Below are 24,421 nucleotides of genomic sequence, written 5' to 3'. Positions count from 1 at the left end.
AGTTTTATTATCTTTTGTAAAGAATTTCGGTGCTTGCACTATAATCTTTTCAGAAGTTTTTCAAATGCTCCATATTCATCTTCTCCAGTAAAAATCACTTCTGTAAACCCGTGTTTTTTGTAAAGGTGTCTCGCATTTAGATTGTCAAGATCTACACCAATCGTTATTTCTTTGTACCCAAGATCTTTTGCGGTCTTTATCAAATATTGAAGAAGAATAGAGCCAATTCCCCGATTGCGGTAAGTATCCTTCACTATCATGCGGGATAAATAAACTCTCTGGTTTAGAATTGTAAAATCCGGATCTTCATGTGTGAAAACCAGGGAACCTTCACCGAGAAACTGATAGTTCTCTGTGTAAATGAAAGTGAGTCTGTTTCCGCTTAATAATTCGCTGTAAAACTTTTTTTCCAGGGACGGTACCTCATTCACTTTTCGGATACTGCTCAATTTGTGATAATCCTCCGGAAGCAGTTTTATGATTTTATAGGAAGCCACGACTCCACACCCCCTTTCTTCAAACAATTGTTATGTTGCTATCTTTTGTTACCAGCGCAGCTTCTGTCTTTCATAATTTTCTTCCGTTATCAGGGTTTTCTGCAGGGGCGGCGGGCAGCGCTTATTATACTTTTTGATTAATTTATTGATATCCTTGAGCTCTTTAAAGGATTCTAAGGCAGATAGTGCTTCAGAAATCTGATGCTGGATTTTTATCCATTCCGGAAGATAGCCCGCATTTCTCGCAACTTTTTCAAACTGCTGGTATGTATCGTACTTTTGATATTCCTTCGACATCGGTTTGCCTTTCCCAGAATTTTCATCCAGGTCATTCGACTTTTTAAGGATATCTCCGATTGGATCCCGATACTCCATCTCCTGTCCCTCCGTTTCATATTTAAGGTACTGGAATTTGCATAGCTCATAAGTTTTTGGGCATCTTGAGCAAATATACTAATATCTACTCTAATTTGCTGATTACCTGCGGAATTTCTGCCAGATCGTTTATGACGCCATCTGCTTTTCTGTGATTCCATCCTTCATCTTGTTTCCAAATCCCTTTCATCCCAGCGTTCATCGCGGCTACCACATCATTCTCCGGATGGTCGCCGATAAAGACACATTCTTCCGGGAGAAGCTTTAACTTTTTCACAGCCCGCTGAAAAATTTCTGGATCCGGCTTTTTCACACCTTCCCACGCAGATATTAGAATTACGTCAAAGTAACTTTTAATGCCGAGACTTTCGATATTATTCATTTGAAACTCTCCGATGCCATTTGAGATGATCCCTAATACCTTTCCCTGCGCTTTTAGCTCCTCCAGCGTCTGCACTAAGTGATCAAAGGGAACACAGAAGTGCTGAAATTCATTTATGTAATCATCCAGGAGCGTTTCCCAGGTGACTTCTGTCAGCTTATATTCTTCCACTAGCTGTTGATACACAACGTCTTTCCATATATAGCCCCGCTTTTCCAGTTCATTAAATCTGCGAATAAACGCTTCTTCAGAAATGCCCTTCAGCTGTTTCTCAAATCTTTTAAACTGATTTTCCAAGAATAATTGTACAGATGCATTTCTATCCAGCATCGTACCGTCTAAATCGAAAAGCACTGCTTTTATCATACTGCCGCCTCCTGAAAGTTATTGCTTTTTTCTGAACCAGTCCCACAAACGGTACGTATCGTGCGGATTTGCTTTGTGTGTACCTCCTGTTTTACTGCCGAGCCGCATAAAATAAATAATAGCAATCACAAAGAGGATAAATAGAATAATGGTCACCGGATGCATCAGGTGTGCCTCCTTTTTAAATAAATAATTAAATTTCTTCAGCTTTACGTGTATATCGCTATTTTGGTTCCTGCTGCAATTCTGCGCTTTCCCTCACAGGAAAAAAATTCGTCTCTTCTATTTTCGGCAGTTTTCGGAGCACTGAACTGCTGAGCCAGATCACACTGAATAGAAGCATTGACAGGCCGCATAATGCAACAGGAATTACTGCTGTAAAAGTTTCTCCAATAAAGCCGCCTGCAAGCGCCCCGAAAGGCATCCCTATGGAAGAAGCACTCGTCAGCACAGTGACTACTCGCCCAATGAAAGAAGGTTCCACCTGCTGCTGGATTGCGGTAAAGATAAAAATGTTAATAATGCCGATAGAGACGGCTCCCAGGCTGAACATAATCAGCGAAGGAATCACAGGCAGAAATGCTGCCGACGTCCACAGAATGCCGGTGCCGATAAAAGTGGAAATCGTCAGCTGTCCGAAGTTGATCTGCTTTACCCGCGGTGTGAGCATTGTGCCGATCAAAACCCCGGTGGACATGGCCGCCAGATAAAATCCGTACACCGCTTCGTTCCCGTTTCCTTTAATTAAAGCAAAAGCTGGCAGGTTCGGCATCATTACCCCCATCGCAATATTTATAAAAATAACAGAAAAGATCATTTTCGGAATCAGTGAATTCTTCATATGATGGAGCCCCGCCATTAAGTCCGCAGTATAGGCATTTGCAATTTTCTTAAACGATTGCTGTTTATCAGAGACTTCGTTTTGCGGAAAGGTATATAGCGTATAAGTAAGGGAGGAAAGCAGATGACATACCGCTGTAATGAAAATTGCCTGGACTGATCCCAGCAGGACGACGAGAATACCTGCAGCAGCTAAGAAAACGATGTCCATCGCTTCACGAATTGTCTGGATATAGGAATTTGCTTTGATCAAGTTCTCTTTCCCTACAATTATTGGCGTGATCGTCGTTTCTATCGGATAGGAAAACTGGGCCAGCAGGCTGACGAGAAACAAAACGATAAGCACGTAGTAAACGTTGAGTCCGACTGTTATGTAAAACAAAGGAATGGAGAAAAGCAGAGCAGACTTCATTATGCTGGAGAAAAACAGTCCTCTTTTATAGGTAAAGTATTTCGTGAGCGGAGCGATAAGAAATGCCATGGCATTGGCAAGCGTAATCGAAAAGAAGGCGAAGCCGGAGTAGAGAACACTGCCGCTTAAATGCAGCACGAGCAGCATTCCGGAGACGGCATATACCCCGCTGCCGACGCCATTAATAAATACACTGGAAAGCAAAATCAAAAAATTTCGTTCAAAAAGGAAGGATTTCATTTGGTCTCCTTTCTACTGCCTCATAGAATTTATATTGTCTTTATCTTTACATTACCTGCGGTGGAATGAGCATTAGCTATAGAGAATAAATACAGTGCAGACATCATATTTTGCTTATATTGCTAAGCTTTTTACAAAATACTTTTTAAAAATTTATGTATCCAGGAGCAGATGAGGACTGAAGTTTTATCTTTCATTGCCCCGCTTAAAATTACCGGTGACTTTTGCTAAAATCAGCTGTTCTTCTTTAACGGAGTTTGCACCAGCTATTTTCTGGAGAAATTGTTCTGCCTGCCTCCCTTTCAGTACCTTGATATCTTTCCCTTCGTAACGAAGGAATACTGTATTGCTTTTCGTAGTGACATAGCTGAATGGTTCTTCATCCAATTGATTGCGTTTGTCTATGTTTTTCATTGGAAATCTCCTTTATCCCCCTGATTAATTTAAAGAAAAAATAAAAGAATAACAAACGTAACTTCAATAGCGCTGAAAAAAAGTGTTAAGAGCATTCGTCTGGCAGGAAATGCAATTATTGTGTGGCCAGTAGTATAAATGGATAAGTATTTCTTTAAAGCTCTGCTGTTTCCGGCTCCATTTGGCGGTCTCTCCCTTTTAAAACTGCTTTCTTCGGTGCACTTAAAAAATAAAGGAAGTGATTTTCCATATATAGAAATCTATGATACATTTATTTTATCAGATTTTACCAAATAATTGGGGTTTCTATTAAAAAAGGAGGAGTGCGCAGTGAATTGGATGATAATAATTGGCGTGCTGACGCTTGCAGCACTGGGGCTCGCGATGGAAATTGCTACGCAGGCAGACAGCGGCGGAAACGCCCGGACGCATTTTAGAATAGTAAGAAAAAGCTTATTTGCAATTGTGCCTTTGCTTCTTATTACCGGTGTATTTTATTTTATTTTTGCTGGGTCTTAAAAATCGATTTAGAGAGATAAGTGCTTAAAACAAAGCAGGCAGGATGAAGCGGGAAAGGACTTTCAGGAGGCTGGCATGGTATCCATTCTTATCATAATCATAAGTATCGTTATTTTAAGCATTTTTATTAATAAAAAATTGATTAATATGGAATATATAAAAGAATCAGACTTAAAGAATGATTACGTAAATAAGTTACATAAATATGTGGAGAAAGTACTCTATATTGTTAATTTCATTGTAATGATTTTGGCAATAACAGATTTTCATCATCTTAGGCCGCTTATCTTTATTGGTCCATGTATTATGTATGCATTCAGCACTATCATGGAGTGGAAGTACGCGCGATCCAGCAAAACTTATTACTTAAGCGCCGTAACCTGCGTGTTATTTATGATCGGATCAATTATATATGGAGTCATTCATTACAATTAACAATGGTAAAAACCTGTGTCCTACTTATTTATGTTATATGGAAAAGCCCTGTGCAGGTTACTTATGGTAAATCTATTGCTTTTCCTAATTATTAAGAAGTATTTCTGTCTTCTTCATTAACGAGGAGAATCAAAATATTCCCCGTATAATGCTCTCGCTTTCATTTCTTTTCTATAGTAGAAATAATGATAAAAAATAGAGCCGCTGCCAAGAATTATCAGAATAATGTTGAAAAAACCAGTTGCGTTCTGCGGTGAACCGCCCAAAGCATGCAGGACAGCTGCTGCTGCAAAGTAAAAGACTAAAAGTACTGCTGTATAAAGCATGTTTAATTTTAAATTTTTGATGTCCCGTTTATCCTCTTTTTTCCTGGTAACCCCATTCAGATAAGAAAAAAGCAGAAACAGAATTGCAGGAATCCAAATACTAAGAAAAAAAGCTGGGAAAAAATCCGTTATCAGCATCAGCAGGAATGCCAGCAGCATAAGCGTGAATGTCAGATGGCTTTTTATATTATTCATCAAGAGCTCTCTCCTCTTCGCACTATAGCAGCGTTAATCTTATATATACTCTTCTCTTTCCATATAAATAATCCTTTATTTTATTTATATGTAATTAATAGTAACTTCCCCCTGCTGTTCTTTCTATTTAAGATCGCAAAAAAGAAGCCCGCACCGTTCACCAGGCTTCTCTGTTTAATTCACCATAAAATTTATGAAACTTCACCGCGGCGTCTGCCGGTCATGAAGAACATTCCAGCTGCAGCAAGTGCGATTCCAAAACCAGCCCAGAGTGGGTAGCTTGTCGCCGTTGCCGGCATTTCATCGCCGAGCTCTTCTTCGAGAACGTCTTCCAGATCATCTGCTTCGAGTGCTTCCTGCGGCAGATCAAAATCCTCGACGTTGTTGAAATTATGGAAGCTCATCTCCATCATTTGTTCCATAGTGACAGACATTCCTTCCATTTCCATGCTCATCGTAAGATCTACCACTGCGTCCGTTACATAATAGGTGTCCTGATCGATATGCATTTCATAGGAAATGTCTTCGATATTCATCATATCTTCCATTTCCTCCATGCCCTCCATGTCGCCGTTCATTCCGTCCATCTCGTACACAGCTTCCATCACGTCTTCGAAGTCTTCAGGCTCTCCGGTGTATGTAAGTACGTAGTAGCCATCCTCCTCCGTAACGTCCATGTGTTCTGCGATCGGCCCAGCATCCATCAGCTGATCCTGTGCTGTCATCATATCTCCAAGACCGTCATCGAGCCGGATCCAGCCGCCTTCTCCATCTTCCTGGTAAAAGCCATCTTCTGTCATGTAGGACATCAGCGTCTCTTCTTCACCAAGCTCCGGGAGAACGGTGGTTGTTTCCTGCCGCAGTTTGAAAGGGTCCAGGAATACGTCCTGTTCTACTGTTGCTTCCGTTGTGAAAGCTTCGCCATTTTCTACAATCGACATTTCCATATAAACTGTGCTGGAAAAGCTGTCCAGGCTGTCCATTGCTTCGTTTGACTGGTTTAGGATATCTGCTGCATCTGATTCTGCTGATACCGCTGCCGGTGCTGCAAACAGTGCTACTGCACTCATACAAATTACTGCTTTCTTCATCAAATCCCGCCTTTGTATAAAATTTACGTGGCACAACAGGTTACAAGGTCCTATAACCTCGTTATTGGAAAATAAAACCTATATTTACAAACTTTTTAAAGTATTTACCTGTACGGGACTTATTAAAAATTAGTAAATTATGCTAAGGTATTAATAATTTATAATGAAAAGAGAGGATTATATTGCGCTTCAAAACTATTCATCCAACAGAACATAAAAGAACTGTTTTAGAATTTCGAAAAGATTCCTTTCGGGTCAGTTTTGGAGACACTTCCGGATTCGGAGAAGAAGCAGCTTACCTATACTGGCTGGAGAAAAAAGTGAGCGAGTTTCCTGCGGGATTTGTGTTAATTGAAGATAAAGGTAACTTTATTGGGCAGCTGGAATTAAGTATCCGTGCATACGAGGGCCAAAAATTGGATATATTCATTTATACTATTTAACAGCTGAAAAACGGGGGCTTGGCATGGGAAAGCTGCTCCACAGGTATGCTCTGGAGTTCTTTTCCACGTACAAAGTAAAGGAATATCATTTAAGAGTTTCCCCTCACAATACTCCCGCGCTAAAATTTTATCAAAGCCTGGGTATGGAAGAAGCAGGTCTTGAAGTAGACGGGAAAGTAGTGCGGATGAAAGGATTTTTGTAAATTAATTTAAAGAATGAGATAACTTCTGATCAATTACTATATGAGAAAAAGAGAACAACGCTTCTCCGCTGTCCTCCTATATTTAAATTAATAAAGTATTCACCTACTTAATCACTAACATTTCATTTTCATCGAATTCCCAGCTTTCAGCAAAAGCTACTTCCCAATGATAACCATCCGGGTCTGAAAAGTAGCCGCTGTAGCCGCCCCAAAAAACCTTTTGCGGAGATTTAATGATTTTTCCCCCGGCTTTTTCTGCCTGTTTCATCACCTGGTCTACTTCTTCGGCTGAATGTGCATTAAAAGCAAAGGTGATCCCTGAAAATTTCCCGCGTACAAGCTGCTCCTTTTGATTTATATCCTTTGCTAATTCATCTAACGGATAGAGCGCTAACTTGGTTCCCCTATTGTTAAAGAAAACAATACCTGGATTTTCTTCACTGACAGATGTTTCAAATCCCAATCCGTCTCTATAAAAGCGTAATGATGTAGGGATATTTTCCACACCTAAGGTTATTAAATTTATTCTATTCATATGACCAGCCTCCTCGTGTAGTCAAATATTTACAGACATCCCGCATTACATCTAATGATACCTCGTAATATTATTCCTGTAGAAATCACGACTCCTTTCTATTTAGTGTTGTTAATTCCAAGTATAAACGAACGCACGTTCTTATACAATGAATTTTCTGATTATTTATTTAAAACCACATCTTCATTTGATGTTAAGTAAATACCGCCTAGTTAAATGAAGAGACAATCGCTAAAGTTATACTTTCTTTTTGAAAACTCCCACTTGCAAGGGAACTATTGAAATCCGCCAGCTTTAAAAGACCCCTTGCCTCAGCCAGGGGTCAAATCTACACTTTTTTATACTCACCTGCTCCCTTCCTGTATTCATTGTATTACTTCTTTTTCTCAGCGAACCGCTGCATCGCCTCACTCATGAACTGTGCCAGCCCTTCCCCGTATTGATCAATATTCTTCGTAAAGCGTTCATCACTCACATATAATTGCCCTAATCCAGAGAATGCCTCCAGCGAATACCTGGTAAAGTTTTCATTCAAAAAATCATACCATTCTCTCATTACTTCCTGCACTTCTGCTGCATCTGGTGACTTGCCGCGAAGCTCTGCAAATTTCCGGAAATACATCTCCCACTTTTCCGCCAGATGGTCCTGCTCCTCCTGTGACTTGTTGCCTAAGTTTGCATTTGCCTCGTCCACCGGTGTATCGCCCCAACGTTCGCGGGCTTCCTGCTCATACGGGTTGTCTCTGAAGTTTATTCCCTCAAATCTTTCTTCTTTCGTCATGTAAATCTCTCCTTTTTTGTGCTTCATTGTTTTATCGAGGTTTTCTATCATTTTCTCCACACTTTTTCGTTTCTCAACGAGCATTTTTCTCTGCAGCAGCAGTGCTTCCTCCACGTCATAGGAAGGGCTGGTAATGATTTTTTTAATTTCTTTCAGGGAAAAGCCCAGTTCTTTGAAGAATAAGATTTGCTGCAGTTTTTCCAGGTCCGCTTCTGCATAGAGCCGATACCCGGAAGAACTCGTTTTTGCGGGAGACAATAATTGAACCTGATCGTAATAATGCAGTGTCCGGACGCTGATCCCGACGAGCTCCGCCACTTCCTTTACTTTTAACTTCACCTGTCTGCCACCTCCTTCACTAATTACTTTAAAGTATGACGTAACGTGAGAGTCAACAAATTAAAAAAATCTTTTTTAGCAAAATCGTTCGTTTAAATAAATTAAAAAAGAAAGAGAACAACGTTTTTCATTGTCCTCTTTCCTGTGAGCCTTTTATAATCTTCAACATAGCATTAGCATTTCGCTGGAATTCATACCGCACTTTCACTTCTTCCACTTGATATCCTTGACCAGCTAGAAAACTGATAACTTCATCTAAATGCTCATAACGTTTTCCTTCCAAATCGACTAAAGGAAAAATTCGGACTTCCTCTCTGCATACTCTCAATAACTCCTGCAGCGTTTCCAGATGAAACTGATAATCTAATCTGTCAGCGTACATAAAAAGAAAATGTGCAGACAGAATAAGGTCGAATTCTTCGTTGTTGAAGGGAAGCTCAGGGAGTGTCACCGGCACATAACGGTTTGCTGCTTCTTTCATATCGTCCGTGCAGTCTTTCAGTGCGCGCAGCCGGTGACTTTTCAGTTTGTTTATATTACTGAAGTAATCCCAACAGTAATTGTTTTTTGCTTTCTCCATATGTTCCATTGCATGGCGTATATCTTCCAGTCCTTTGTTCTTTAAATCTTCAGGCGAATGATCATATGCAATGTCACAGGCTGTAACCTGAAAACCTGCTTTGTTCCCTGCGGCGGTAAATGAACAGGCTCCTGCGGGACAATCCAGGATCTTCTTCCCCTGCAGTTCCTCCGCAGAAAGCAAAAACATATCTAAATATTCTTCGAAGGTCCTGCCGATAAAAATAATGCGATCTAAATCTAATTTTGTACGCTGCTCTACTCTGCTCAACTAAGCTCACCTCGTTTTAATTTGGTTTATTTATTATACCATTCGTGAATATAACCAAAAAATTAAGTCCGATCGATTAATCTAAAAATAGAACACTTTTGTTTGTAAGGCTGGTTTTTAGTTTTAACCTGCATTTCTGTTTCATCGTCCTGTCGATGGTTTCATTCTTTTTAAAACGATATTTTTATTCTTTTTCTAAGTTCAAAATGAATTCCTCGACCTGGTCGCTCCTCAGAATCTTCAGTGTAAAGGGTTCTCTAATATCCTCTACAAGAAGTAGAAGGCACTTATAAACGAAAATAGCTCTCCCTACGCTGGCACTTAGTAGGTGATTTTTAACCCACGGCCACATAGATAAGAAGCATTATTTCAGCATAGATACTAAAACATAAAAAAATAATGCTAAGAAGATGAAAGACGAAGCATGCATTCCTATCGCTTTATTGATTTCCCCATTAACAACTACCCAAACAAGAGCTTTGCTAGTAAAAGAAATTGACCCCATGACAGTTACTAATAGTAGTAGTAGCAAATCCTGTCCATGAGCTATACCAGAAAAATACTCTATAAAAACATATCCAACCGTAAATATAAAAATAAGTAGCAAATCAAAAATGATAATTTTTTTTATCATTGATTTTCCCAAATTAAAACCTCCATTTAACTGCTAAATTAAAACTTCATTTCAAGAAAGTGCTTACATTGGTTATAAATTACTTTACCATAGCATTTACGTTAGGCGTTTTTATCAAATTTTTAAAGAGTGTAATAATTCTGTGTGTCCTATCTTTACTTTTTTCAACAACAGTAAGTCCAGCTGTTATTAAATTACGTTCAGAAAGTAGGTAAACTGATATAAGATAATTGCATGTATACCTATCATGGCACCTTTCTTCCAGTTCTTTCCCAGCAGCGCAAGATAAAAGCCGAGGAAAGAAAACAATATACTGAGAGTAAATAGGAGCAGTGCTGGAATTCCTTCAATCTCCCCGACAACTCGAGTGAGCCCAATGGCACTTATATATAAACTGAAGTTGAGAAAGAAAAATAGAATCGAAGCTCTTATGCTCTGCTTATATACATCCTTCATCCACTCCTGAGCAGCGTATAGATAAAAGTCTTCCTCTTCGCGTCTGTCCCTCTGCAATATAAAAGCAAATAACAGTCTCCTCCCTGCTTCTGTGCGTATCGGTTCAGGTCCCTGGGAAAAATCTTCGTTCAACTGTTTCGATTTTATCAGCATTTCTCCCAGAAACTTCATAGTTCTGACAGTTTCTTTATAAGGCTTTTTCTTTCTATCGTTCACATGTTTCTTCCTTACAAGCGTATACGTTACGAAGCGGGCACTTGATATTAATATTGATACCCACACTCTAGACAAAAATCTTTTTAACATTTGATTAAACGTCCTTTCTTATGTTAAAACTTCTTGTTTGTTTTTCGATTGTTTGATGAATTACATTTTTCTTTCCTGAAAGTCGGATGTTCTTGCGGAAAAGCGAAAAGAAATCTATTGTTTTAAGGAATTTTCTCGAAAGAATGTTCAAATTTCATATCGTGTTTTTTCGAATCATTTGGAAGTATTTATTTCATTCAATCATATTCATCAGAAAATCCTGCAGGCGGTTACTAGTTGTGCTCTTTAATACACCTTACCAATAATATGGTATATCGTCTAACGCTGCTTGTTCTATTAATTACATTACAGTCAGACGATGAACGAAGAATTACGAATACTACATTGTTCTATATATCACGATGTGATATACTCACGTCATGACATAAAATACACTGTATTATACAGAGGAGGAAGGATATGACAGCACCTGCTGATAAAGTGATTAAAAAGTACGTGCCTATGTCCGAAACTGCTTTTTATATTTTATTAAGTTTGTTTAAGCAGCCGCAGCACGGTTATGGGATCGTTAAATATGTAGAATCGATTACCTCCGGCCGCTTGAAGCTGGGATCCGGCACAATTTACGGGACGATTACCAAGATGCTGAAGGATCATTTAATCGTCGTCTACGCAAATGAAGAACGAAAAAAGACGTATGAGATTACCGAGCTCGGTAAAACGGTTCTTCAGAAAGAAAAGACAAGGCTGGAAGAGTTGTATACAAATGCAATGGCACACTGGGGGGATATAAATGAGTAAAAAACATATTTGGAAACCTTTTTGGAGCTTTCACATACAGCGAACGGAGCAGTGGCTCGGAGAAATGGCGGAAAAGGGGTTCACGCTTACACATTTTCAGCCGAAATTAAGCCGCTTTACTTTTAAAGATGAGTCATCTTTACAGGAAACATTCGCTGTCTCATTTGACCGCACCCGCCAGCATCCTCTGCCAAAAGCACTGGAGGAAGACAGCTGGCAGGTGTTGACTGCACAGCGAAAATGGGCAGTGTATGGAAACTCCAAACCAAAAGAAGACGTAAAAACATCCATCGTTCGTGATGGTTTGGAAGCAAGAAACGGTAAAATTGAAACATGCTGGTGGATTTATTTTCTCTTTCTTATATTTACTATGACGGTGCAGGCCGGCATACTGCTTCCTCTTTATTTAAGCAGCGGACCGATTGAAGTAACCCGCGTGGAAAGTCCGATGTGGATTTTTACATATATTGTGTTCGCCGTTCAGATTGCTGTAACGCTGATAGGAATCTACTCTCTTCTCACCCTGAAAAAAGAAGCAAAACGTTTGTCTGAGGAAAGTTCCCCTTCTTATACTGTACAAGAGGCCCCAGATACACCCCAAGCCGGATCCAGCGAACGGCAGACCAAATATAAATTCGGATGGATATATGCACCCGATAAACTGGTAAAATGGCTGGAAGAGAAAGAGCAGTCAGGCTGGCACTTGATCCATGTCTATACAGGAGGATTTAAGTTTCAATTTGAGAGATCCGATAAGCAGCTGTATGCCTACAGCGCGATTTTTGAAGGAAGAGCGGATAAAAGCGCTCATGCTTTTCACCGTGAAGCAGGCTGGGAACGCGTATATGTTTCAGGAATGAACTGGCAGCAATGGTCCATATGGAGAAAAGGTTATACAGAGGAAGAAGAGAAGCCTGCCATCTATGATGATCCCGAAAGCAAGAAACGGGCAGCAATGAAAGTTTCCAGACTGTATACGCTGATGTTCGCTCCGATTGTGATTATATTCAGCTTAAATTTCTTTTCGTTTATGCTTCCAGCTGTACTGGAGCAGGGGTATTTTTCACTTTCAGGGATCGAACGGTTCAATACTACCGTCTATCCTATCGCTATAAGTATGTTTTTGATTCTTATTCTGCGGGCCTGGGCTTACTATTTCAGAGTGAGAAGATCTGTAAAATCCGTTTGAGGTGCAGTGAGCCTTATGGAGAAAATCCATCAACAAATTATGAAACTGTAATCATAAAAGGAGAGATTTTATGGGTGAATCGTTAATGTTTAAATTAGCAGAGAAAAAAGACTTGGATGGAATCATTGCAATGCTTGCAGATGACGAATTAGGAAATAAGCGGGAGCGGTATGAGCATCCCCTCCCCAGCAATTATGTGAAAGCATTTGATGCTATTACTGCGGATCCAAATAATGAGTTGGTGATCGCTTGTTATGAAGATGAATTGCTTGCGGTGCTGCAGATTACTTACATACCTTATCTCACATACCAAGGTGGGTGGAGAGCGACAATCGAAGGAGTCAGAACTTCAGCCGCTGCAAGAGGAAAAGGAACAGGTACAGAACTAATCCAATGGGCAATCCAACGCACAAAAGAACGAGGCTGTCATTTAGTTCAGCTCACAACTGATAAAGCAAGACCCGATGCACTAAGATTTTATGAAAAATTAGGATTTAAAGCTACGCATCAAGGGCTAAAACTACACCTTTAATTTCTTAACATATTCTAAAACTGCCTCCGCAGCTACTATGATTATATTTTTCCAGTCTCTCTAAAAGTTAATAATAAAGCACAACTTTCAATACCAGAAAATCCCATGTTGAATCTTAACGTTTTTGATATGGTAAAATCCATAATATGGAGTCCTTTAAGAGCTTAGGAGGGATTGAACATGGTTATGTCCGGAGAAAAAATGATAGTATTACTGTTGATTTTCGCGACCATCCTTTCCGGCTGCAATACAGAGCCGCCGGAAGCAGAAGTTGTAGTGAATGACGATACGGAAATATCCACCTTTCGTGGTTCTTACCACTGGACAGAGGGTGCTGCAGAGTATGATATACCACCGCAATTAGTCCAATCTGAAGAGTTGGAGCGGACGGAAGTTGATGGCGGCTCCATTGGAACAATTGTATTTGATGACGGTTCTGATCCAAGTATAAGTATCCAGGAATGGAGTGAGAATGAGCCAATATCTGAATTGAACGCAGTAAATAATGAGGTCACTTTTCCCGAAGATCCTGGAACGTATATATTTGAAATTTCAGCAGAATGGGAAGGTGATTTAGCAAAATCCGCCTCCTATACTTTGTATGTAGAGATAGTTTAGATCAAATGAATTTTAAGGCAGCTATTCCAACGGAGATTTTTTATTTCATTAGCAGTTATCGGCTTCTTTTTTGATATCCAGAAATCTTTCTTCCATTAATATATCATCTGGCATCGACACCTCGGACATTATGTTCGAAATATCCATCACTCGTTTTATGAAACCTAAAGATAGGAATATAGCCAAAGCTGTCTTATCTTTAAAAGAATATCCTTAAAGGAGGGATCTTCTTGGCGAGTAAATTACGTAATCAGCAAAAGAGGAGTCCTGATAAAAAGTATTTTGTTCAGGGGATGCATTATACAATGGTTCATGAATTTTCTCTTTCTGATGAAAAATCACATGAATTAATGGCACTTTATATAGATAAAATTGATTTTTATAATCAATCAGTGCAGCATTTAGGTTCCAGTTACTTCGTGGAATAAATTCTAATAAAAGAAAAACTATTGATGATAAACCCATGTAACTTCCCGAAGAAAGAGCCTGTGCTGATAAAATTTTTTTATCAGCACAGGCTCTTTCGTTATTTCTCAACATCCTTATGCACTGCTGCATAATTCCCAATCATAAATTAATGCTTTAAAACAGATAAAACAACTATTATTCAATATTCTCAGGGAGGCCATGCATCCCCCGCTCTTCAATGTGAAGCTCAAAATCCAGTTCCTCGTTCTCCAGTTCAGCTTTTCTCTCTTCCGCTTCTTCTAACGTTTGATAATATCCTTCTTCCACTGTTAAGGTTTTGTCCTCGGAGTGTAAAGTCCGCACATTAACTGCATCTCTTTCTCCTAATTCAAACTCCCGTCTTTGGATATCCTCTATATCACCATCCTGTGGAATAGAAGCCGTTCTTAGAGAATACACTGCTTTATACTCCTGCATCTCTTCTTCCGGCCGGACGTCCGTAACAATTTTCGCTGGCTCATGCATTTCGAATACTTCAAATTCAATCGACTCCTGCAAATAAACAGCGAATTGTATTGTGGCATCATCAAATAATGGAATGATATCCATGTGGTAAAAATAATTCATGTTCGAAAGGTCTGGTATCTCCTCCGGCTGGCCGCGGATCCCGCTCAATGTATATACGAGACGCTCCGGATATGCTTCTTTTGATACTTCAAAGTGATTCGGTATATCTGCAGGCCCCTCAAGCTCTTGGTAAGAGCCATCGTAAATATCAAGAACAAGTCTTTCATACTCCTCATGAATGCCGTGATCAATAGCACCAACACTTTTTCCATCGGTTACTTCCCCGCCGGTAAACGTGCCGTCCTGCATATAATTATCTTCTTTCGCAGTCACAGCCTCCCGCTCTTCTCCTTCATCTTCCGGGGCGTATTCCACTTCGTCTTCGCTGTCTGCTTCCTCATCTTCTGTATTCTCTTTGTTTGCAATACTGTTGTCAGCTTCATTTTCTTCATTTATATCATTGTTCGTATTTTGATTATTATTTGCTTGATTCGTCTCATTTACATTATTTTCGTTCTCATTATTTCCGATACTGCTGCTACCCTCTTCTTCACCGCCTGCCGTATTATCCACGTCCTCAGCGTCTTCTGTGGCGCTATTGTTTTCTGCTGTATTCTCTTCTGCTTCATTACTTTCCGGAGAGTTATTGGTATCCTGCTCATCATTATTGCCGCAGGCAGAAAAAATTAACATTGCTGCAAAAGGAAACGCTGCATATTTTTTAATATTAAAAACCTCCCAGGTATTATTTTTAAGTATCTTAAAAGAGCAGCTTATATGAACTGAAAAACAGCTATTATTATTAGAATTATAATCAGATAAAAGACAATATTGCGTATCATTTTTGACTCCTTTCTTATATCAAGCTGAAAGTATTCAACTAAAAAAACTATACTTCTCTTATAAAATTTGTTCCCTAAATATGGCAGGACAAACTTGTACATATTATGTGAGGTCATTTTTCAACCAGGATTTCCAGAGTTTAATAAGAATTTTTAAGTTATCTCACTCTTTCAAAAAAGTAGATACCTCCGCGGTTAGTCCTGGCTTTTTCAGGGAATAGATAAAGAAAGACGCATATTTTCATCCACGCGAATGAAAATCAAGGATGTGATCTTATGACTACCGTCCTTTCCTCTGCTTATTGGGAAATATCCGTTGTTACGCTGAGCGTGTTGATGCTGTCTGCTGTTTCCCTTGCCGCGATGACTATTTTCCTCAAAGGAACAGGTATGCTTCGATCGAGAAATCATCGGGACCCGCCTGAAGAGGTAGAAACAACAGAGAAAAAAGAACTTTAACTGCACACCGGGTACCGGAAAGAGAGCCTTCTTTCGGTATCCGGTGTTTTTTGCATTGAAACTTTACTTCCAATTAATATATATGCCTATGCTTTTACATAGCTCTAAGATAAGTCAGCTCCCCTGCACTAGCTTTCGTGTACGGAAGAATTGAAGTTTTAGGGATGAAATACACAGACTCGATTTCAAGCGTTTGCAAAAAAGTTTTTCTTTTTAACAATATGCTAAAATTGTCCTGTATTTATAAATTGAATTTCAGTGTCGGGAATTTTTTGTATTCCAAGGCAGGCAGGTGATACAGTGTTTAACTTTCAGAATGATGCTCTTGAACTAAATGCTTTAGAAACACTAAAATCATACGATTTTGAAAAGTATGCGCACGCTAAAAATAGTGACAGACCCGATATACAGGATAATGTTAATGATATTGGTGTAGAGGTAGTTACTGCAGAATTTCATGAAAATATAATTTTCGGGAATCTTATCGGGAAGCCTTTTTTAAATTTTCTAAAGATGACTCAATGTACGTCTTATCCAGCTGGCCACAATAAAAAACATTTAAATCGTCAAAATAAGACGCAAATTAATTTTATATTTGATGATTTATTAGAGGATAATCCTTATGTGAATAGTAACAACAAAGCAATCCCTTTAACTTCTATTGAGCAATTGTGTAATTTTAAAGATAAAGAACTAATATATCTAACTGCATATTCACACTATCAATATAAACTGGATAGCAAAGGAATTGTACAATGGGTGATTCCGCCTGCTCAATGGACTGGTAATATTCCTAATATGATGTTAGAAATGTATGAGGAAAAAGCAAAAAAAATCTATTACGTACAAACAATTCAAAGAAATGAATTTATACATTTATTCATTTATGGCTGATGAAGCAGATATAAATAACTTCAAGGAATTATTATTAAGAAGAGAAAGAAATAAAGTATCTTCATTTGATAAAGTATACGTTCCATATTTTTGGGGAGAAAGTAAGTTAGTTGAAATTATATTAAACAAGTAGGCGAATTTAATTTCAACCTTTAGAAAAGTAGGAACTGCAGTGGTCTCCCATCATCTGCATGATATACATCCGGTAATTTATTTTTTTAAGGAAATACAGCAGAGAGTTCATGTTTGAAAGGAGGAGAAGTAATTGTCAGTAATATTATGGTTACCTGAGGAGGAAGAAAAGTTATTTAAAGAATTTGCCAAAAGTAATAATATGAGCGGATCTGAATTATTTCGTGCTATTGTTTTAGAACATATTGAAAATAATATCGATTTAGAACTTTATACGCTGGCGATAAAAGAGTAAGAATCCAATCCCAGTGACTTTTCCTTCGATGATATGAGGAAAGAATTAGATTTACTGCCATAACAAAATATCAAAGAAAAAACTGGAAAATATTTTCAAATTCCTGTTAGTTTATTTTTACGAACACTAATAAAACCTACAATAATTAAAGATATCATTGCAACAATATATATAATGGATTTCATTCTAAAGTCTATTATATCTATTCCACTAACAAGAGAACTTCCCAGTACAGAGACAAGCACGACCATGAAAAGTAATTTATATTTCATTCGATGACTCTCCCATATTTATCCTCCAAGGATTTAATGACCACTATGCGATCTTTTTAGTTTCATGAGTTTTAGACAACTATTTAAAAAATTGTCCTACTAAACATATAGTATATAAAAAAAGCAAAACTTATCCACGTTAAAAAGTTTTGCTCAATAAATCTTATGAACTTGAAGGAATGCTGTAAATCGAGACCACTCCGATCAGAACAAAAACAATAAAAATTATACAAATTGTAATAAGTACTCTTTTTAAGCTCCTACTCACTGCTGCACTTCCTCCTCGAATAATTTATGTATAGTGAAGAATTACAAATATTTATCTTCTCCAATAGTTAAGATTATCTTAATTTGTACAATGGTAATAGTCAACTAAAATTTTACATTAATTAGTAGAAATTTGAATACTTTTAAGTTTCAGACTGTTTAAAACCGCAATCTGCTTTCTTCTATAAGGCTTAAGTTTTTGTACGAAATTAAAACAAAAATTCAGAGAAGTTTAAATTCTGACGCCCCTATAATTGAATTTCTTCTCCATTTTCATCAAAAAAGCGCACCTGAATATTTTCTGATTCTTCTGTCCCCTCATTTATATGCAAAATATACACGCGCAAATTATCATCCAGCTCCAATATTTCTGCCTCTTCATTCCCTGCCTTCACTTTCACTACTTTATTTGATATTGTGTCGGGAATGACTCCATGTATTGTAATTTCATCCTCGGACTGCCAGATACTCGAATTTAAAGAAGATCTGACTTCGCTGTCATACCGGGAGACACCTCTCCAGCTCCATCCGAAAATTCCTTCCTCAAAGTGCACTACAGCAATCTTATTATTTACCTCATAAGCGACAAAAGTGTATTTGTCGTCTTCATAATATGAGCTGTTATTAGCAGCACTGGACGCAAGCGCCTCACTCTCGTGCTCTTCCATTAGAAAATCTTCGAATGCTTCTTCTACAGTATCAAAATTCATATTTAAAGTTTCAATAATTGCCAAAGTTCCATAACCTGTGACGAAAATTCCGAGAAAAATTATGAATAATTTTTTTCTATCTAACAAATGAAACTCCCCCTATTCTCTTTAAATTTTATATTTATAGGATTGCTCTGTTGTTGGTAATTTTTGATAAATAGAGTGTATCATAAATCGTATTGCCCTTTTAAAAATTATCATAGGAATAGTTTTACATAAGACTCTTTGAGAATAACCTTTTGCAATCAGGATTATTAAATCATTCTATTTATAATTGATGAAACAGGAACAAACGTTCTGTAATATAGATAGATTGAACAGAATATATTTCTAAGTAAGTGGGGTGTTTATATCATATAGGATATAAATTGATTGAATATTTATATCTTGTATGATATATTTCCATGACAATCGTAATAGAATTTCTTGAAGATGAAAATGGTAATCAGCCAATGGTAGATAGCAATAACTGCTTATGAAGACGAAAACTACAGAGAGTTATCGCATCGAATCACGCAGGCATTTAATTACATGGAAGAAATTGGAGTTCCCCCTAAACGTCTAAGGAATTTAATAGGGGAATCCATAGAGGGACATATAATTACATTAGCAGAATTTGTGAAAGAGCTTGATGACCACCCACCATTACTTGAACTCAGAGTTAACTGGCCTGCGACAGGTGCATTTAGAGCAATTTTCTTTTATAAAGAGGATGAATTTAACCAATATTTATATTTTACGCAGGCTGTTATTAAAAAGTATACTTTCTCTCAAGAGTTTGAAGCTGCAGTAATAAAAAGTGAAAAGATGATGAGGAATTTTTTTGAATCACAGCAAAAAGGAGATGATTCAAATGACCAGGAAAAATTTCGACGATGTTATGCAGATGTTAAAGCAAGTGCCAGGGACTGAAAAACATTTAAACAGCTTTTCTGTGCTAATGGGAAAAAAGATTCTTAAAAGAAGAATCGAACTTGGTCTGACTCAGCAGGAATTGATCGTTGAAATCCGTAAAAATGGCAGTAATATCACACAATCTACTCTTTCCAAGGTAGAATCAGGCGACGCTAATGCCACTTCGGATACTTATAATAAAATATTCTACGCTTTAGGTGAATTATCAGTCATCACTCCCGAATACAGGGACAAGCCTGAAAAAGTAAAAAATTGATTCATTCTTTAATAAACATAAAAGCCTTTCTTCGTCAGCAGTTTAATATAGTTTCCCCACAAGAAAAAAGCGGCAGCGCAGGGTTTAATCCTTGTACTGCCGTTTTCTTATTTTGTTACTATTATCATAAATTTACCAGGCTGTGCTCTCATTCGTGGGTTTAGGGGGTCTATTTACATATAGTAAAACCCCTGTAAAGATAACAACGAATAAACTTATTAATAGTCTCATCTTTATAACTGACTCTTATTAAAGGAACATTTCACGGACCAGCGTGAAACGGGACGGTTGCCTTTTGCACTAAAAAGACCAAGCACTATGATTGGTCTCTGATTGATTTACCCTATATAAGTAATTGCACCAATTATAGCCTTGCACTTTTCTATCAGGTCTCTCTTAGCTTCATCTGTGAATTTGGCTCTTTTAGCCAGGGGGTCAATCGCTTTTATCTTTTCACACAGTACATACCTTGTTGTTTGAATAATTTGTCCGCTCGTCTTATTATTCTTGGTTCTGCCATTTATCGGCTATAAGTATTTGTGATGGGCAGGGCCCAAATTAAATCTGTCTGTTTATGTACATTTTCTTCTGAAACAACGATAGCTGGTCGGTATCCTTGTTGTTCGTGCCCTGATGCGGGAGACATATCGATCTTTATGATGTCACCTGCTTTAAAAAATCTGGTCACTGTATCTCCTCCAATTAATGAATGCCTGTACTTTTCCACGCAGGATGATGTACAGGCAGATCAATTTTTATCCAATTAGCAAATTACCAATCTTCTTTGCCGACTGGTTCTGCTTCATCCCAATAAGCTTTTAGCTCGGGTTTTCCGCCAGTGTATCCCTCAAACAACTTTTGAAACGGGGTCAATTTACTTTTTGGCACTAAAGAAATTCGATTGTGTTCCACTTCAACATTAAAAACCACATCTTCAGTTTCATTAAAACCGGCTTCCTCCAGTATTTCTTTCGTTAGCCGGACTGCTTTGCTGTTTCCCCAATTTTGAAGTTTAGCTTCTCGATGACTCACTTTATTATTTATCTGCGCCATCCGATTCAACTCCTTAAAGTACTGTTTATATTTAATGTATATACGCAGTATCTACAAACATCAAGTATTACATATTTCTATACTTTCGAATTCGCTATAGCATTTTCCTTCGATAGTAAAAATAGGACTATGATAATGAAACTCAGAGATGGCGCTCGGACATTCGGCTCCTTCTGAAAACGACCGACCTTTGTTCTTCTTTAACACGAAAATCAAAACTATTCGTCGGTAAATATAACACTCACTTCAATATATGGTTCATTTATAGCTTCTCTTGGTTCCTCCTCCTCTAAATAGAAATAAGGCTCCACAGTTAAGGTGTATTCTTGATCAAGCTCTGGATAGTCTTGTTCAGTAGAATCTGCAGAAACACTTTCTATGAATGGTTCTCCTCTATTCAGCTCACTAGATTCTTCACCCATTGAAGAGGTAAAGGGAACCCCAAGAGCCACTTCTCCATTTTGCTCAAAAGCAAAATTCATAATGCTTGAATGATGATAATTGATTGACAGGAACACATAAAAAAGCATTTGTAACATTTTTTGTGCCACTTATTAATTAATGTTACAATACGTATAGGAGGTGTTTTAAATGAAGGAAATTTACGACCGCATTGTCACGAAATATGGCTATAACGAACCCATCTTTACAAAAGATTTAAAAGAAGATTTTCAGATGAATCCGAATACGTTCAGACAGGTCATCAAAAGACTTTCAGATAATGGCTACCTAACTAAGGTAGGAAAAGGAATTTATTTTATTCCTCGAAAAAACGCTCTCCTGAAACATCCGAAATTAAGTGTTGATAAAATCGTCAGTAAAAAATACCTTTACGATAACGGCGAAATCATTGGGTATAAAACAGGAATTAATTTCGCCAATGCGTTGGGATTAACTACGCAAACCGCAAGCATCCCGACAATTGTAACGAACAATACGTCCTCTGCTAAAAGAGAAGTCACTTTTTACAATAAAAGAGTCATCATTAAACAGCCGAAGGCAACAGTAAATGCGCAAAATTACAAGTTGTTTCAAGTCATTGAGCTGGTAAACGATTTTGAACGTGTCAGTGAAGAGCCGATCGATGCCGCAATGTTAAAAATCAGGGATTATCTGAAGGAAATCCCCCTTAATAAGCAAAAGATACAATCTTATTTAAATGTCTACTCACCAGAAGTGAAAGTGAAATTTTATGAGGCGGGGATTATGGATGAATTTACATAAAGAGAAAGAGAACTTCAGAGAAATTATTGAGAGTACAGCAGGTGAATATAATTTGGAAGAATTTCAAGTGGAAAAAGACTACTATGTTTCCCTGCTTCTTAAACGCAAGCCTGGCAAAAATACACATTCCTCTAATAAAGGATACCTTTTAACAGATTCTCTGCAACGCATCTTAAAGCAAGAATTTTTCAAACACGACTTCGAAACAAATACACAGGAATTTTTATCACAATACGTTTCTTATAATACAGCAGCAGCCTCCCTTAGAGACATTATAGAGAGCGCCATACTTCCGCACAAAATAGTTTGAAAAGCAGCTTCCTTATTAACGGAAAGTGCTTTTCAAATAATCACAGTATCAAAAAACATCCGCCCTTTATACGATAGGCACGGATGTTTTGCGGCAGTGTATCAACGATCTTACATTTTTTGGAGTAAAATCGGAAGTTTCATTGAGTTGCAAAGTATCAATTTTTCCAGGAAAATACTTCTTCTTTCATCTCCAGCGCTCTATAAAGCTTCTTTGATCGAATGATCCTGCATCAGACGATTTCTCAAATCATGTAATGCAGCCATATGTCTCACTCTTCAAAAAATATTTTTCTCTTTTTGTTTGTTTTAAATAATCATATAGCCACAACATTTAGGATTTTACCGTTATCGCTTCTTTGGCATAGCGCTTTATGATCTAAGGAGCGATCAAGTGTATCGACGAATTGCAAATATTACCCGCCTGCCTCATAATTACTATGAAATCATAGCAGTCACTCAAATATGAATGAAAAGAAAGGGGGCAAATATCCTTGCACACTTACACTGAAAAAGATTTTGTACCAAAAAGCATAGATTTTATAGATAAGATGATAGTGCTTCGTTTTCATGCAATTCCCATTGAGAAAGATGATGATAGAATTGCTCATTTAATGGAAGATCCTTTTATTCCACCGGATAAAACAATCTTGGGGGTTTATTGTATTTACAGAAAATCTGTATTATATGTATTAGATGGTTCTATCAACTCTTTCAATACCCCTGAATTTAAAACAGCATTTTCTGCAGACCGACTTATCAAAGAAGAAGAACTTGAATATGTATTGGACTTTGCACCACTTGTGATCGTTGCTTCAGAAGATAGTACATATATTTCTCAGTACTTCATTGGAGGCTCTTCTAAAAAACTTGATAGTATTTTAAACGTTTGCTTAGGGTATCCAAAGATAACGAGTAAAAAGCATGTTAACAATATCTTAAAACCATTTAACGAAGATATTGTTACTGTAGAAAATATGGGCTACTTACCAAATATATTAAACGAGTCAGCTTGTACCCAAGATTTTTAGCCGACGCTTTAGGCTGTTTAGTTTGCGCCCTCCCAGTCAGGGTACTTTCTCTCTTCGATCAAAAATTAGTTAGTGAAGTGGATGATTGGAAGAATGTTGTTATTTTCTTTTATCATTACGTCTGGTTTTCAGCTCGCTTCCAGAATACTTTTTCATTTCTGGGGTGCTTACATACCTTGTGAGTGAAGCTTTAAGTTCAGGATATTCATCCATTTCTTTTGATAACGTATCAGAGATGTCATCCTCGATAGCTGAATCTTAATTTATCACTTCAATTGAAAACAACTTACCATTTATAACAACAGCACCTGACTCTTTTCCCTGCAAAGCATCAAATAATTCTTTTTTAGCATACTCACTTAAAGAATTCATTGAACATCACCTCATCTATATACTATATAGCTGCAAAATATCAATTTGTTCCGGCAGATACTTCTTCTTTCATCTCCAGCGCTGCATATACCTTTTCGATCGTACTTGTTCTTATCCCCGGGTCTCCACCCTCAACTCGGCTGATTGTTTTCTGAGTAACTCCTGCTTTCTCTGCAAGCGCTGTTTGGGAGAGACCTAGTTCCATGCGTCTTCGAAAAACGATACGGCTGCGTCTGTATTCAGCGCTATCTAAAGCATCTTTAATCGAATCATTTTGTATCAAGCATCCAGAGATGCTCACTGTATAAAGAAAGAGTATACTTATCAAACCTAACTCTGCATATGGCGAAGGGTTGAAAACGATTCATAAAGAATTAAATCTTGATGATGTAGAAAAAGGAGATTTGGTGCAGACGGATAATCCGCAGGATGAAGAAGAAGTATCAGCGTATCATGTGGTTGCTATGTAAAGTCGGGAAAAGAAAACTATTTTATTAGTAAAGAAGAATAGACAATAAAAGACGCTTTTATGGGCGTCTTTTATTGTCTGGAGTATGTTTTTTAATTTCAATATCTTTTTTGAATCTTAATGAATTCTAAATACATTAACGGAAAGGCCACTATGAATAGGAGTATAAAACCTATAATCATATTTAATATTTGTTTATCTTGAGT

At 37.7% G+C, this 24,421-nt stretch carries 37 protein-coding genes; 18 read left to right on the top strand and 19 right to left on the bottom strand.

Annotated features, from left to right (window positions below; genetic code table 11):
- Nucleotides 1-38: 38 nt before the first annotated feature.
- The 6 genes from BLP92_RS06400 to BLP92_RS06380 form a co-directional block, all read right to left on the bottom strand.
- Nucleotides 39-497 carry a GNAT family N-acetyltransferase gene (locus tag BLP92_RS06400; RefSeq protein ID WP_090841726.1) on the bottom strand — a complete coding sequence of 153 codons (459 nt, stop codon included), beginning with the start codon at nucleotides 495-497 and terminating at the stop codon, nucleotides 39-41.
- 48 nt (nucleotides 498-545) lie between these two features.
- Nucleotides 546-872, bottom strand: coding sequence for a DnaJ family domain-containing protein (locus BLP92_RS06395; protein WP_090841724.1), 327 nt, complete (start codon nucleotides 870-872; stop codon nucleotides 546-548).
- Nucleotides 873-957: 85 nt separating this feature from the next.
- Entirely contained in the window at nucleotides 958-1,620 is a 663-nt protein-coding gene (locus BLP92_RS06390; protein WP_090841722.1) for an HAD family hydrolase, read from the bottom strand.
- Between the two features lie 18 nt (nucleotides 1,621-1,638).
- On the bottom strand, nucleotides 1,639-1,785 hold the full coding sequence (locus tag BLP92_RS17975; protein ID WP_175444194.1) for a hypothetical protein: 147 nt from the start codon (nucleotides 1,783-1,785) through the stop codon (nucleotides 1,639-1,641).
- A gap of 58 nt (nucleotides 1,786-1,843) precedes the next feature.
- On the bottom strand, nucleotides 1,844-3,112 hold the full coding sequence (locus BLP92_RS06385) for an MFS transporter (RefSeq protein ID WP_090841720.1): 1,269 nt from the start codon (nucleotides 3,110-3,112) through the stop codon (nucleotides 1,844-1,846).
- A 186-nt stretch (nucleotides 3,113-3,298) separates the two neighbouring features.
- Complete coding sequence (locus tag BLP92_RS06380; RefSeq protein WP_090841718.1) at nucleotides 3,299-3,526, bottom strand: hypothetical protein; 228 nt, start codon at nucleotides 3,524-3,526, stop codon at nucleotides 3,299-3,301.
- A 330-nt stretch (nucleotides 3,527-3,856) separates the two neighbouring features.
- Between BLP92_RS06380 and BLP92_RS06375 the strand changes: the two genes are divergently transcribed.
- Nucleotides 3,857-4,045: a hypothetical protein gene (locus BLP92_RS06375; RefSeq protein WP_090841716.1), complete on the top strand. Its 189-nt coding sequence runs from the start codon at nucleotides 3,857-3,859 to the stop codon at nucleotides 4,043-4,045.
- A gap of 75 nt (nucleotides 4,046-4,120) precedes the next feature.
- Nucleotides 4,121-4,480 carry a DUF4181 domain-containing protein gene (locus BLP92_RS06370; protein ID WP_090841714.1) on the top strand — a complete coding sequence of 120 codons (360 nt, stop codon included), beginning with the start codon at nucleotides 4,121-4,123 and terminating at the stop codon, nucleotides 4,478-4,480.
- Nucleotides 4,481-4,596: 116 nt separating this feature from the next.
- On the opposite strand, the gene BLP92_RS06365 is transcribed toward BLP92_RS06370, so the two are convergent.
- Both BLP92_RS06365 and BLP92_RS06360 read right to left on the bottom strand, forming a co-directional pair.
- On the bottom strand, nucleotides 4,597-5,001 hold the full coding sequence (locus BLP92_RS06365) for a hypothetical protein (RefSeq protein WP_090841712.1): 405 nt from the start codon (nucleotides 4,999-5,001) through the stop codon (nucleotides 4,597-4,599).
- A 191-nt stretch (nucleotides 5,002-5,192) separates the two neighbouring features.
- Nucleotides 5,193-6,092, bottom strand: coding sequence for a DUF6612 family protein (locus BLP92_RS06360; protein WP_090841711.1), 900 nt, complete (start codon nucleotides 6,090-6,092; stop codon nucleotides 5,193-5,195).
- A 182-nt stretch (nucleotides 6,093-6,274) separates the two neighbouring features.
- Here BLP92_RS06360 and BLP92_RS18170 point away from each other — a divergent pair, with 182 nt between their 5' ends.
- On the top strand, nucleotides 6,275-6,535 hold the full coding sequence (locus tag BLP92_RS18170) for a hypothetical protein (protein WP_244516680.1): 261 nt from the start codon (nucleotides 6,275-6,277) through the stop codon (nucleotides 6,533-6,535).
- On the top strand, nucleotides 6,478-6,738 hold the full coding sequence (locus tag BLP92_RS18165; RefSeq protein ID WP_342028381.1) for a GNAT family N-acetyltransferase: 261 nt from the start codon (nucleotides 6,478-6,480) through the stop codon (nucleotides 6,736-6,738). The genes BLP92_RS18170 and BLP92_RS18165 overlap by 58 nt, the downstream gene beginning before the upstream one ends.
- A gap of 103 nt (nucleotides 6,739-6,841) precedes the next feature.
- Here the strand turns inward: BLP92_RS18165 and BLP92_RS06350 are convergent, their stop codons facing one another.
- From BLP92_RS06350 to BLP92_RS06330, 5 genes are all read right to left on the bottom strand, one after another.
- The gene (locus tag BLP92_RS06350) at nucleotides 6,842-7,273 is read right to left on the bottom strand and encodes a VOC family protein (RefSeq protein ID WP_090841709.1); all 432 of its coding nucleotides are present in this window, start codon (nucleotides 7,271-7,273) and stop codon (nucleotides 6,842-6,844) included.
- A 373-nt stretch (nucleotides 7,274-7,646) separates the two neighbouring features.
- On the bottom strand, nucleotides 7,647-8,393 hold the full coding sequence (locus BLP92_RS06345; protein WP_090841707.1) for a MerR family transcriptional regulator: 747 nt from the start codon (nucleotides 8,391-8,393) through the stop codon (nucleotides 7,647-7,649).
- A gap of 127 nt (nucleotides 8,394-8,520) precedes the next feature.
- The gene (locus BLP92_RS06340; protein ID WP_090841705.1) at nucleotides 8,521-9,243 is read right to left on the bottom strand and encodes a class I SAM-dependent methyltransferase; all 723 of its coding nucleotides are present in this window, start codon (nucleotides 9,241-9,243) and stop codon (nucleotides 8,521-8,523) included.
- A gap of 364 nt (nucleotides 9,244-9,607) precedes the next feature.
- Entirely contained in the window at nucleotides 9,608-9,889 is a 282-nt protein-coding gene (locus BLP92_RS06335; RefSeq protein ID WP_090841704.1) for a hypothetical protein, read from the bottom strand.
- Between the two features lie 177 nt (nucleotides 9,890-10,066).
- The gene (locus BLP92_RS06330; RefSeq protein WP_090841702.1) at nucleotides 10,067-10,549 is read right to left on the bottom strand and encodes a hypothetical protein; all 483 of its coding nucleotides are present in this window, start codon (nucleotides 10,547-10,549) and stop codon (nucleotides 10,067-10,069) included.
- Between the two features lie 510 nt (nucleotides 10,550-11,059).
- Here BLP92_RS06330 and BLP92_RS06325 point away from each other — a divergent pair.
- The 5 genes from BLP92_RS06325 to BLP92_RS06305 all read left to right on the top strand — a co-directional run bounded on the left by BLP92_RS06325 (nucleotide 11,060) and on the right by BLP92_RS06305 (nucleotide 14,168).
- Complete coding sequence (locus tag BLP92_RS06325) at nucleotides 11,060-11,401, top strand: PadR family transcriptional regulator (RefSeq protein ID WP_090841700.1); 342 nt, start codon at nucleotides 11,060-11,062, stop codon at nucleotides 11,399-11,401.
- Entirely contained in the window at nucleotides 11,394-12,590 is a 1,197-nt protein-coding gene (locus BLP92_RS06320) for a DUF2812 domain-containing protein (protein WP_090841698.1), read from the top strand. Before BLP92_RS06325 ends, BLP92_RS06320 begins: the two co-directional genes overlap by 8 nt.
- Before the next feature lie 70 nt (nucleotides 12,591-12,660).
- Complete coding sequence (locus tag BLP92_RS06315; RefSeq protein WP_090841696.1) at nucleotides 12,661-13,122, top strand: GNAT family N-acetyltransferase; 462 nt, start codon at nucleotides 12,661-12,663, stop codon at nucleotides 13,120-13,122.
- Between the two features lie 180 nt (nucleotides 13,123-13,302).
- Nucleotides 13,303-13,740, top strand: a complete 438-nt coding sequence (locus BLP92_RS06310) for a hypothetical protein (protein WP_090841694.1) — start codon at nucleotides 13,303-13,305, stop codon at nucleotides 13,738-13,740.
- A gap of 230 nt (nucleotides 13,741-13,970) precedes the next feature.
- Complete coding sequence (locus BLP92_RS06305; RefSeq protein ID WP_090841692.1) at nucleotides 13,971-14,168, top strand: hypothetical protein; 198 nt, start codon at nucleotides 13,971-13,973, stop codon at nucleotides 14,166-14,168.
- Nucleotides 14,169-14,343: 175 nt separating this feature from the next.
- Here BLP92_RS06305 and BLP92_RS06300 read toward each other — a convergent pair whose 3' ends face one another.
- A complete protein-coding gene (locus BLP92_RS06300) occupies nucleotides 14,344-15,408 on the bottom strand; it encodes a hypothetical protein (RefSeq protein WP_090841690.1) in 1,065 nt (354 codons plus the stop codon).
- A 425-nt stretch (nucleotides 15,409-15,833) separates the two neighbouring features.
- Here BLP92_RS06300 and BLP92_RS06295 point away from each other — a divergent pair, with 425 nt between their 5' ends.
- From BLP92_RS06295 to relB, 3 genes are all read left to right on the top strand, one after another.
- Nucleotides 15,834-16,016 carry a hypothetical protein gene (locus BLP92_RS06295; RefSeq protein ID WP_090841688.1) on the top strand — a complete coding sequence of 61 codons (183 nt, stop codon included), beginning with the start codon at nucleotides 15,834-15,836 and terminating at the stop codon, nucleotides 16,014-16,016.
- 300 nt (nucleotides 16,017-16,316) lie between these two features.
- Nucleotides 16,317-16,910 (top strand): hypothetical protein, encoded by a 594-nt coding sequence (locus tag BLP92_RS06290; protein WP_090841686.1) that lies wholly within the window; start codon nucleotides 16,317-16,319, stop codon nucleotides 16,908-16,910.
- 265 nt (nucleotides 16,911-17,175) lie between these two features.
- The gene (gene relB / locus BLP92_RS17870; protein WP_139148928.1) at nucleotides 17,176-17,337 is read left to right on the top strand and encodes a type II toxin-antitoxin system RelB family antitoxin; all 162 of its coding nucleotides are present in this window, start codon (nucleotides 17,176-17,178) and stop codon (nucleotides 17,335-17,337) included.
- A gap of 787 nt (nucleotides 17,338-18,124) precedes the next feature.
- Here relB and BLP92_RS06285 read toward each other — a convergent pair.
- Nucleotides 18,125-18,673, bottom strand: coding sequence for a hypothetical protein (locus BLP92_RS06285; protein ID WP_090841684.1), 549 nt, complete (start codon nucleotides 18,671-18,673; stop codon nucleotides 18,125-18,127).
- 444 nt (nucleotides 18,674-19,117) lie between these two features.
- Between BLP92_RS06285 and BLP92_RS06280 the strand changes: the two genes are divergently transcribed.
- Nucleotides 19,118-19,498 carry a hypothetical protein gene (locus BLP92_RS06280; protein WP_090841682.1) on the top strand — a complete coding sequence of 127 codons (381 nt, stop codon included), beginning with the start codon at nucleotides 19,118-19,120 and terminating at the stop codon, nucleotides 19,496-19,498.
- On the top strand, nucleotides 19,473-19,757 hold the full coding sequence (locus BLP92_RS06275; RefSeq protein WP_090841680.1) for a helix-turn-helix domain-containing protein: 285 nt from the start codon (nucleotides 19,473-19,475) through the stop codon (nucleotides 19,755-19,757). The genes BLP92_RS06280 and BLP92_RS06275 overlap by 26 nt, the downstream gene beginning before the upstream one ends.
- 520 nt (nucleotides 19,758-20,277) lie before the next feature.
- On the opposite strand, the gene BLP92_RS18330 is transcribed toward BLP92_RS06275, so the two are convergent.
- The 3 genes from BLP92_RS18330 to BLP92_RS06260 all read right to left on the bottom strand — a co-directional run bounded on the left by BLP92_RS18330 (nucleotide 20,278) and on the right by BLP92_RS06260 (nucleotide 21,349).
- Nucleotides 20,278-20,445: a type II toxin-antitoxin system PemK/MazF family toxin gene (locus tag BLP92_RS18330; protein ID WP_090841678.1), complete on the bottom strand. Its 168-nt coding sequence runs from the start codon at nucleotides 20,443-20,445 to the stop codon at nucleotides 20,278-20,280.
- Between the two features lie 83 nt (nucleotides 20,446-20,528).
- Nucleotides 20,529-20,810 carry an AbrB/MazE/SpoVT family DNA-binding domain-containing protein gene (locus BLP92_RS06265; protein WP_090841676.1) on the bottom strand — a complete coding sequence of 94 codons (282 nt, stop codon included), beginning with the start codon at nucleotides 20,808-20,810 and terminating at the stop codon, nucleotides 20,529-20,531.
- Between the two features lie 218 nt (nucleotides 20,811-21,028).
- Complete coding sequence (locus tag BLP92_RS06260) at nucleotides 21,029-21,349, bottom strand: hypothetical protein (protein WP_090841674.1); 321 nt, start codon at nucleotides 21,347-21,349, stop codon at nucleotides 21,029-21,031.
- A 52-nt stretch (nucleotides 21,350-21,401) separates the two neighbouring features.
- On the opposite strand from BLP92_RS06260, the gene BLP92_RS06255 reads away from it, so the two are divergent.
- From BLP92_RS06255 to BLP92_RS06245, 3 genes are all read left to right on the top strand, one after another.
- A complete protein-coding gene (locus BLP92_RS06255) occupies nucleotides 21,402-22,034 on the top strand; it encodes a DUF6088 family protein (protein ID WP_090841672.1) in 633 nt (210 codons plus the stop codon).
- Entirely contained in the window at nucleotides 22,021-22,344 is a 324-nt protein-coding gene (locus tag BLP92_RS06250; protein ID WP_090841670.1) for a hypothetical protein, read from the top strand. Before BLP92_RS06255 ends, BLP92_RS06250 begins: the two co-directional genes overlap by 14 nt.
- Before the next feature lie 493 nt (nucleotides 22,345-22,837).
- Nucleotides 22,838-23,374, top strand: a complete 537-nt coding sequence (locus BLP92_RS06245; RefSeq protein ID WP_090841668.1) for a hypothetical protein — start codon at nucleotides 22,838-22,840, stop codon at nucleotides 23,372-23,374.
- 412 nt (nucleotides 23,375-23,786) lie between these two features.
- On the opposite strand, the gene BLP92_RS06240 is transcribed toward BLP92_RS06245, so the two are convergent.
- A complete protein-coding gene (locus BLP92_RS06240; RefSeq protein ID WP_090841667.1) occupies nucleotides 23,787-24,029 on the bottom strand; it encodes a helix-turn-helix domain-containing protein in 243 nt (80 codons plus the stop codon).
- 70 nt (nucleotides 24,030-24,099) lie between these two features.
- Between BLP92_RS06240 and BLP92_RS17865 the strand changes: the two genes are divergently transcribed.
- Nucleotides 24,100-24,216, top strand: a complete 117-nt coding sequence (locus BLP92_RS17865; RefSeq protein ID WP_139148926.1) for a replication domain protein — start codon at nucleotides 24,100-24,102, stop codon at nucleotides 24,214-24,216.
- The last annotated feature ends 205 nt before the right edge of the window (nucleotides 24,217-24,421 follow it).

The sequence above is a fragment of the Alkalicoccus daliensis genome (assembly GCF_900103955.1).
Lineage (GTDB): Bacteria > Bacillota > Bacilli > Bacillales > Salisediminibacteriaceae > Alkalicoccus > Alkalicoccus daliensis.
The sequence above is the reverse complement of the archived record's forward strand: the minus strand, read 5'-3'. Positions and strand labels throughout refer to the sequence as shown.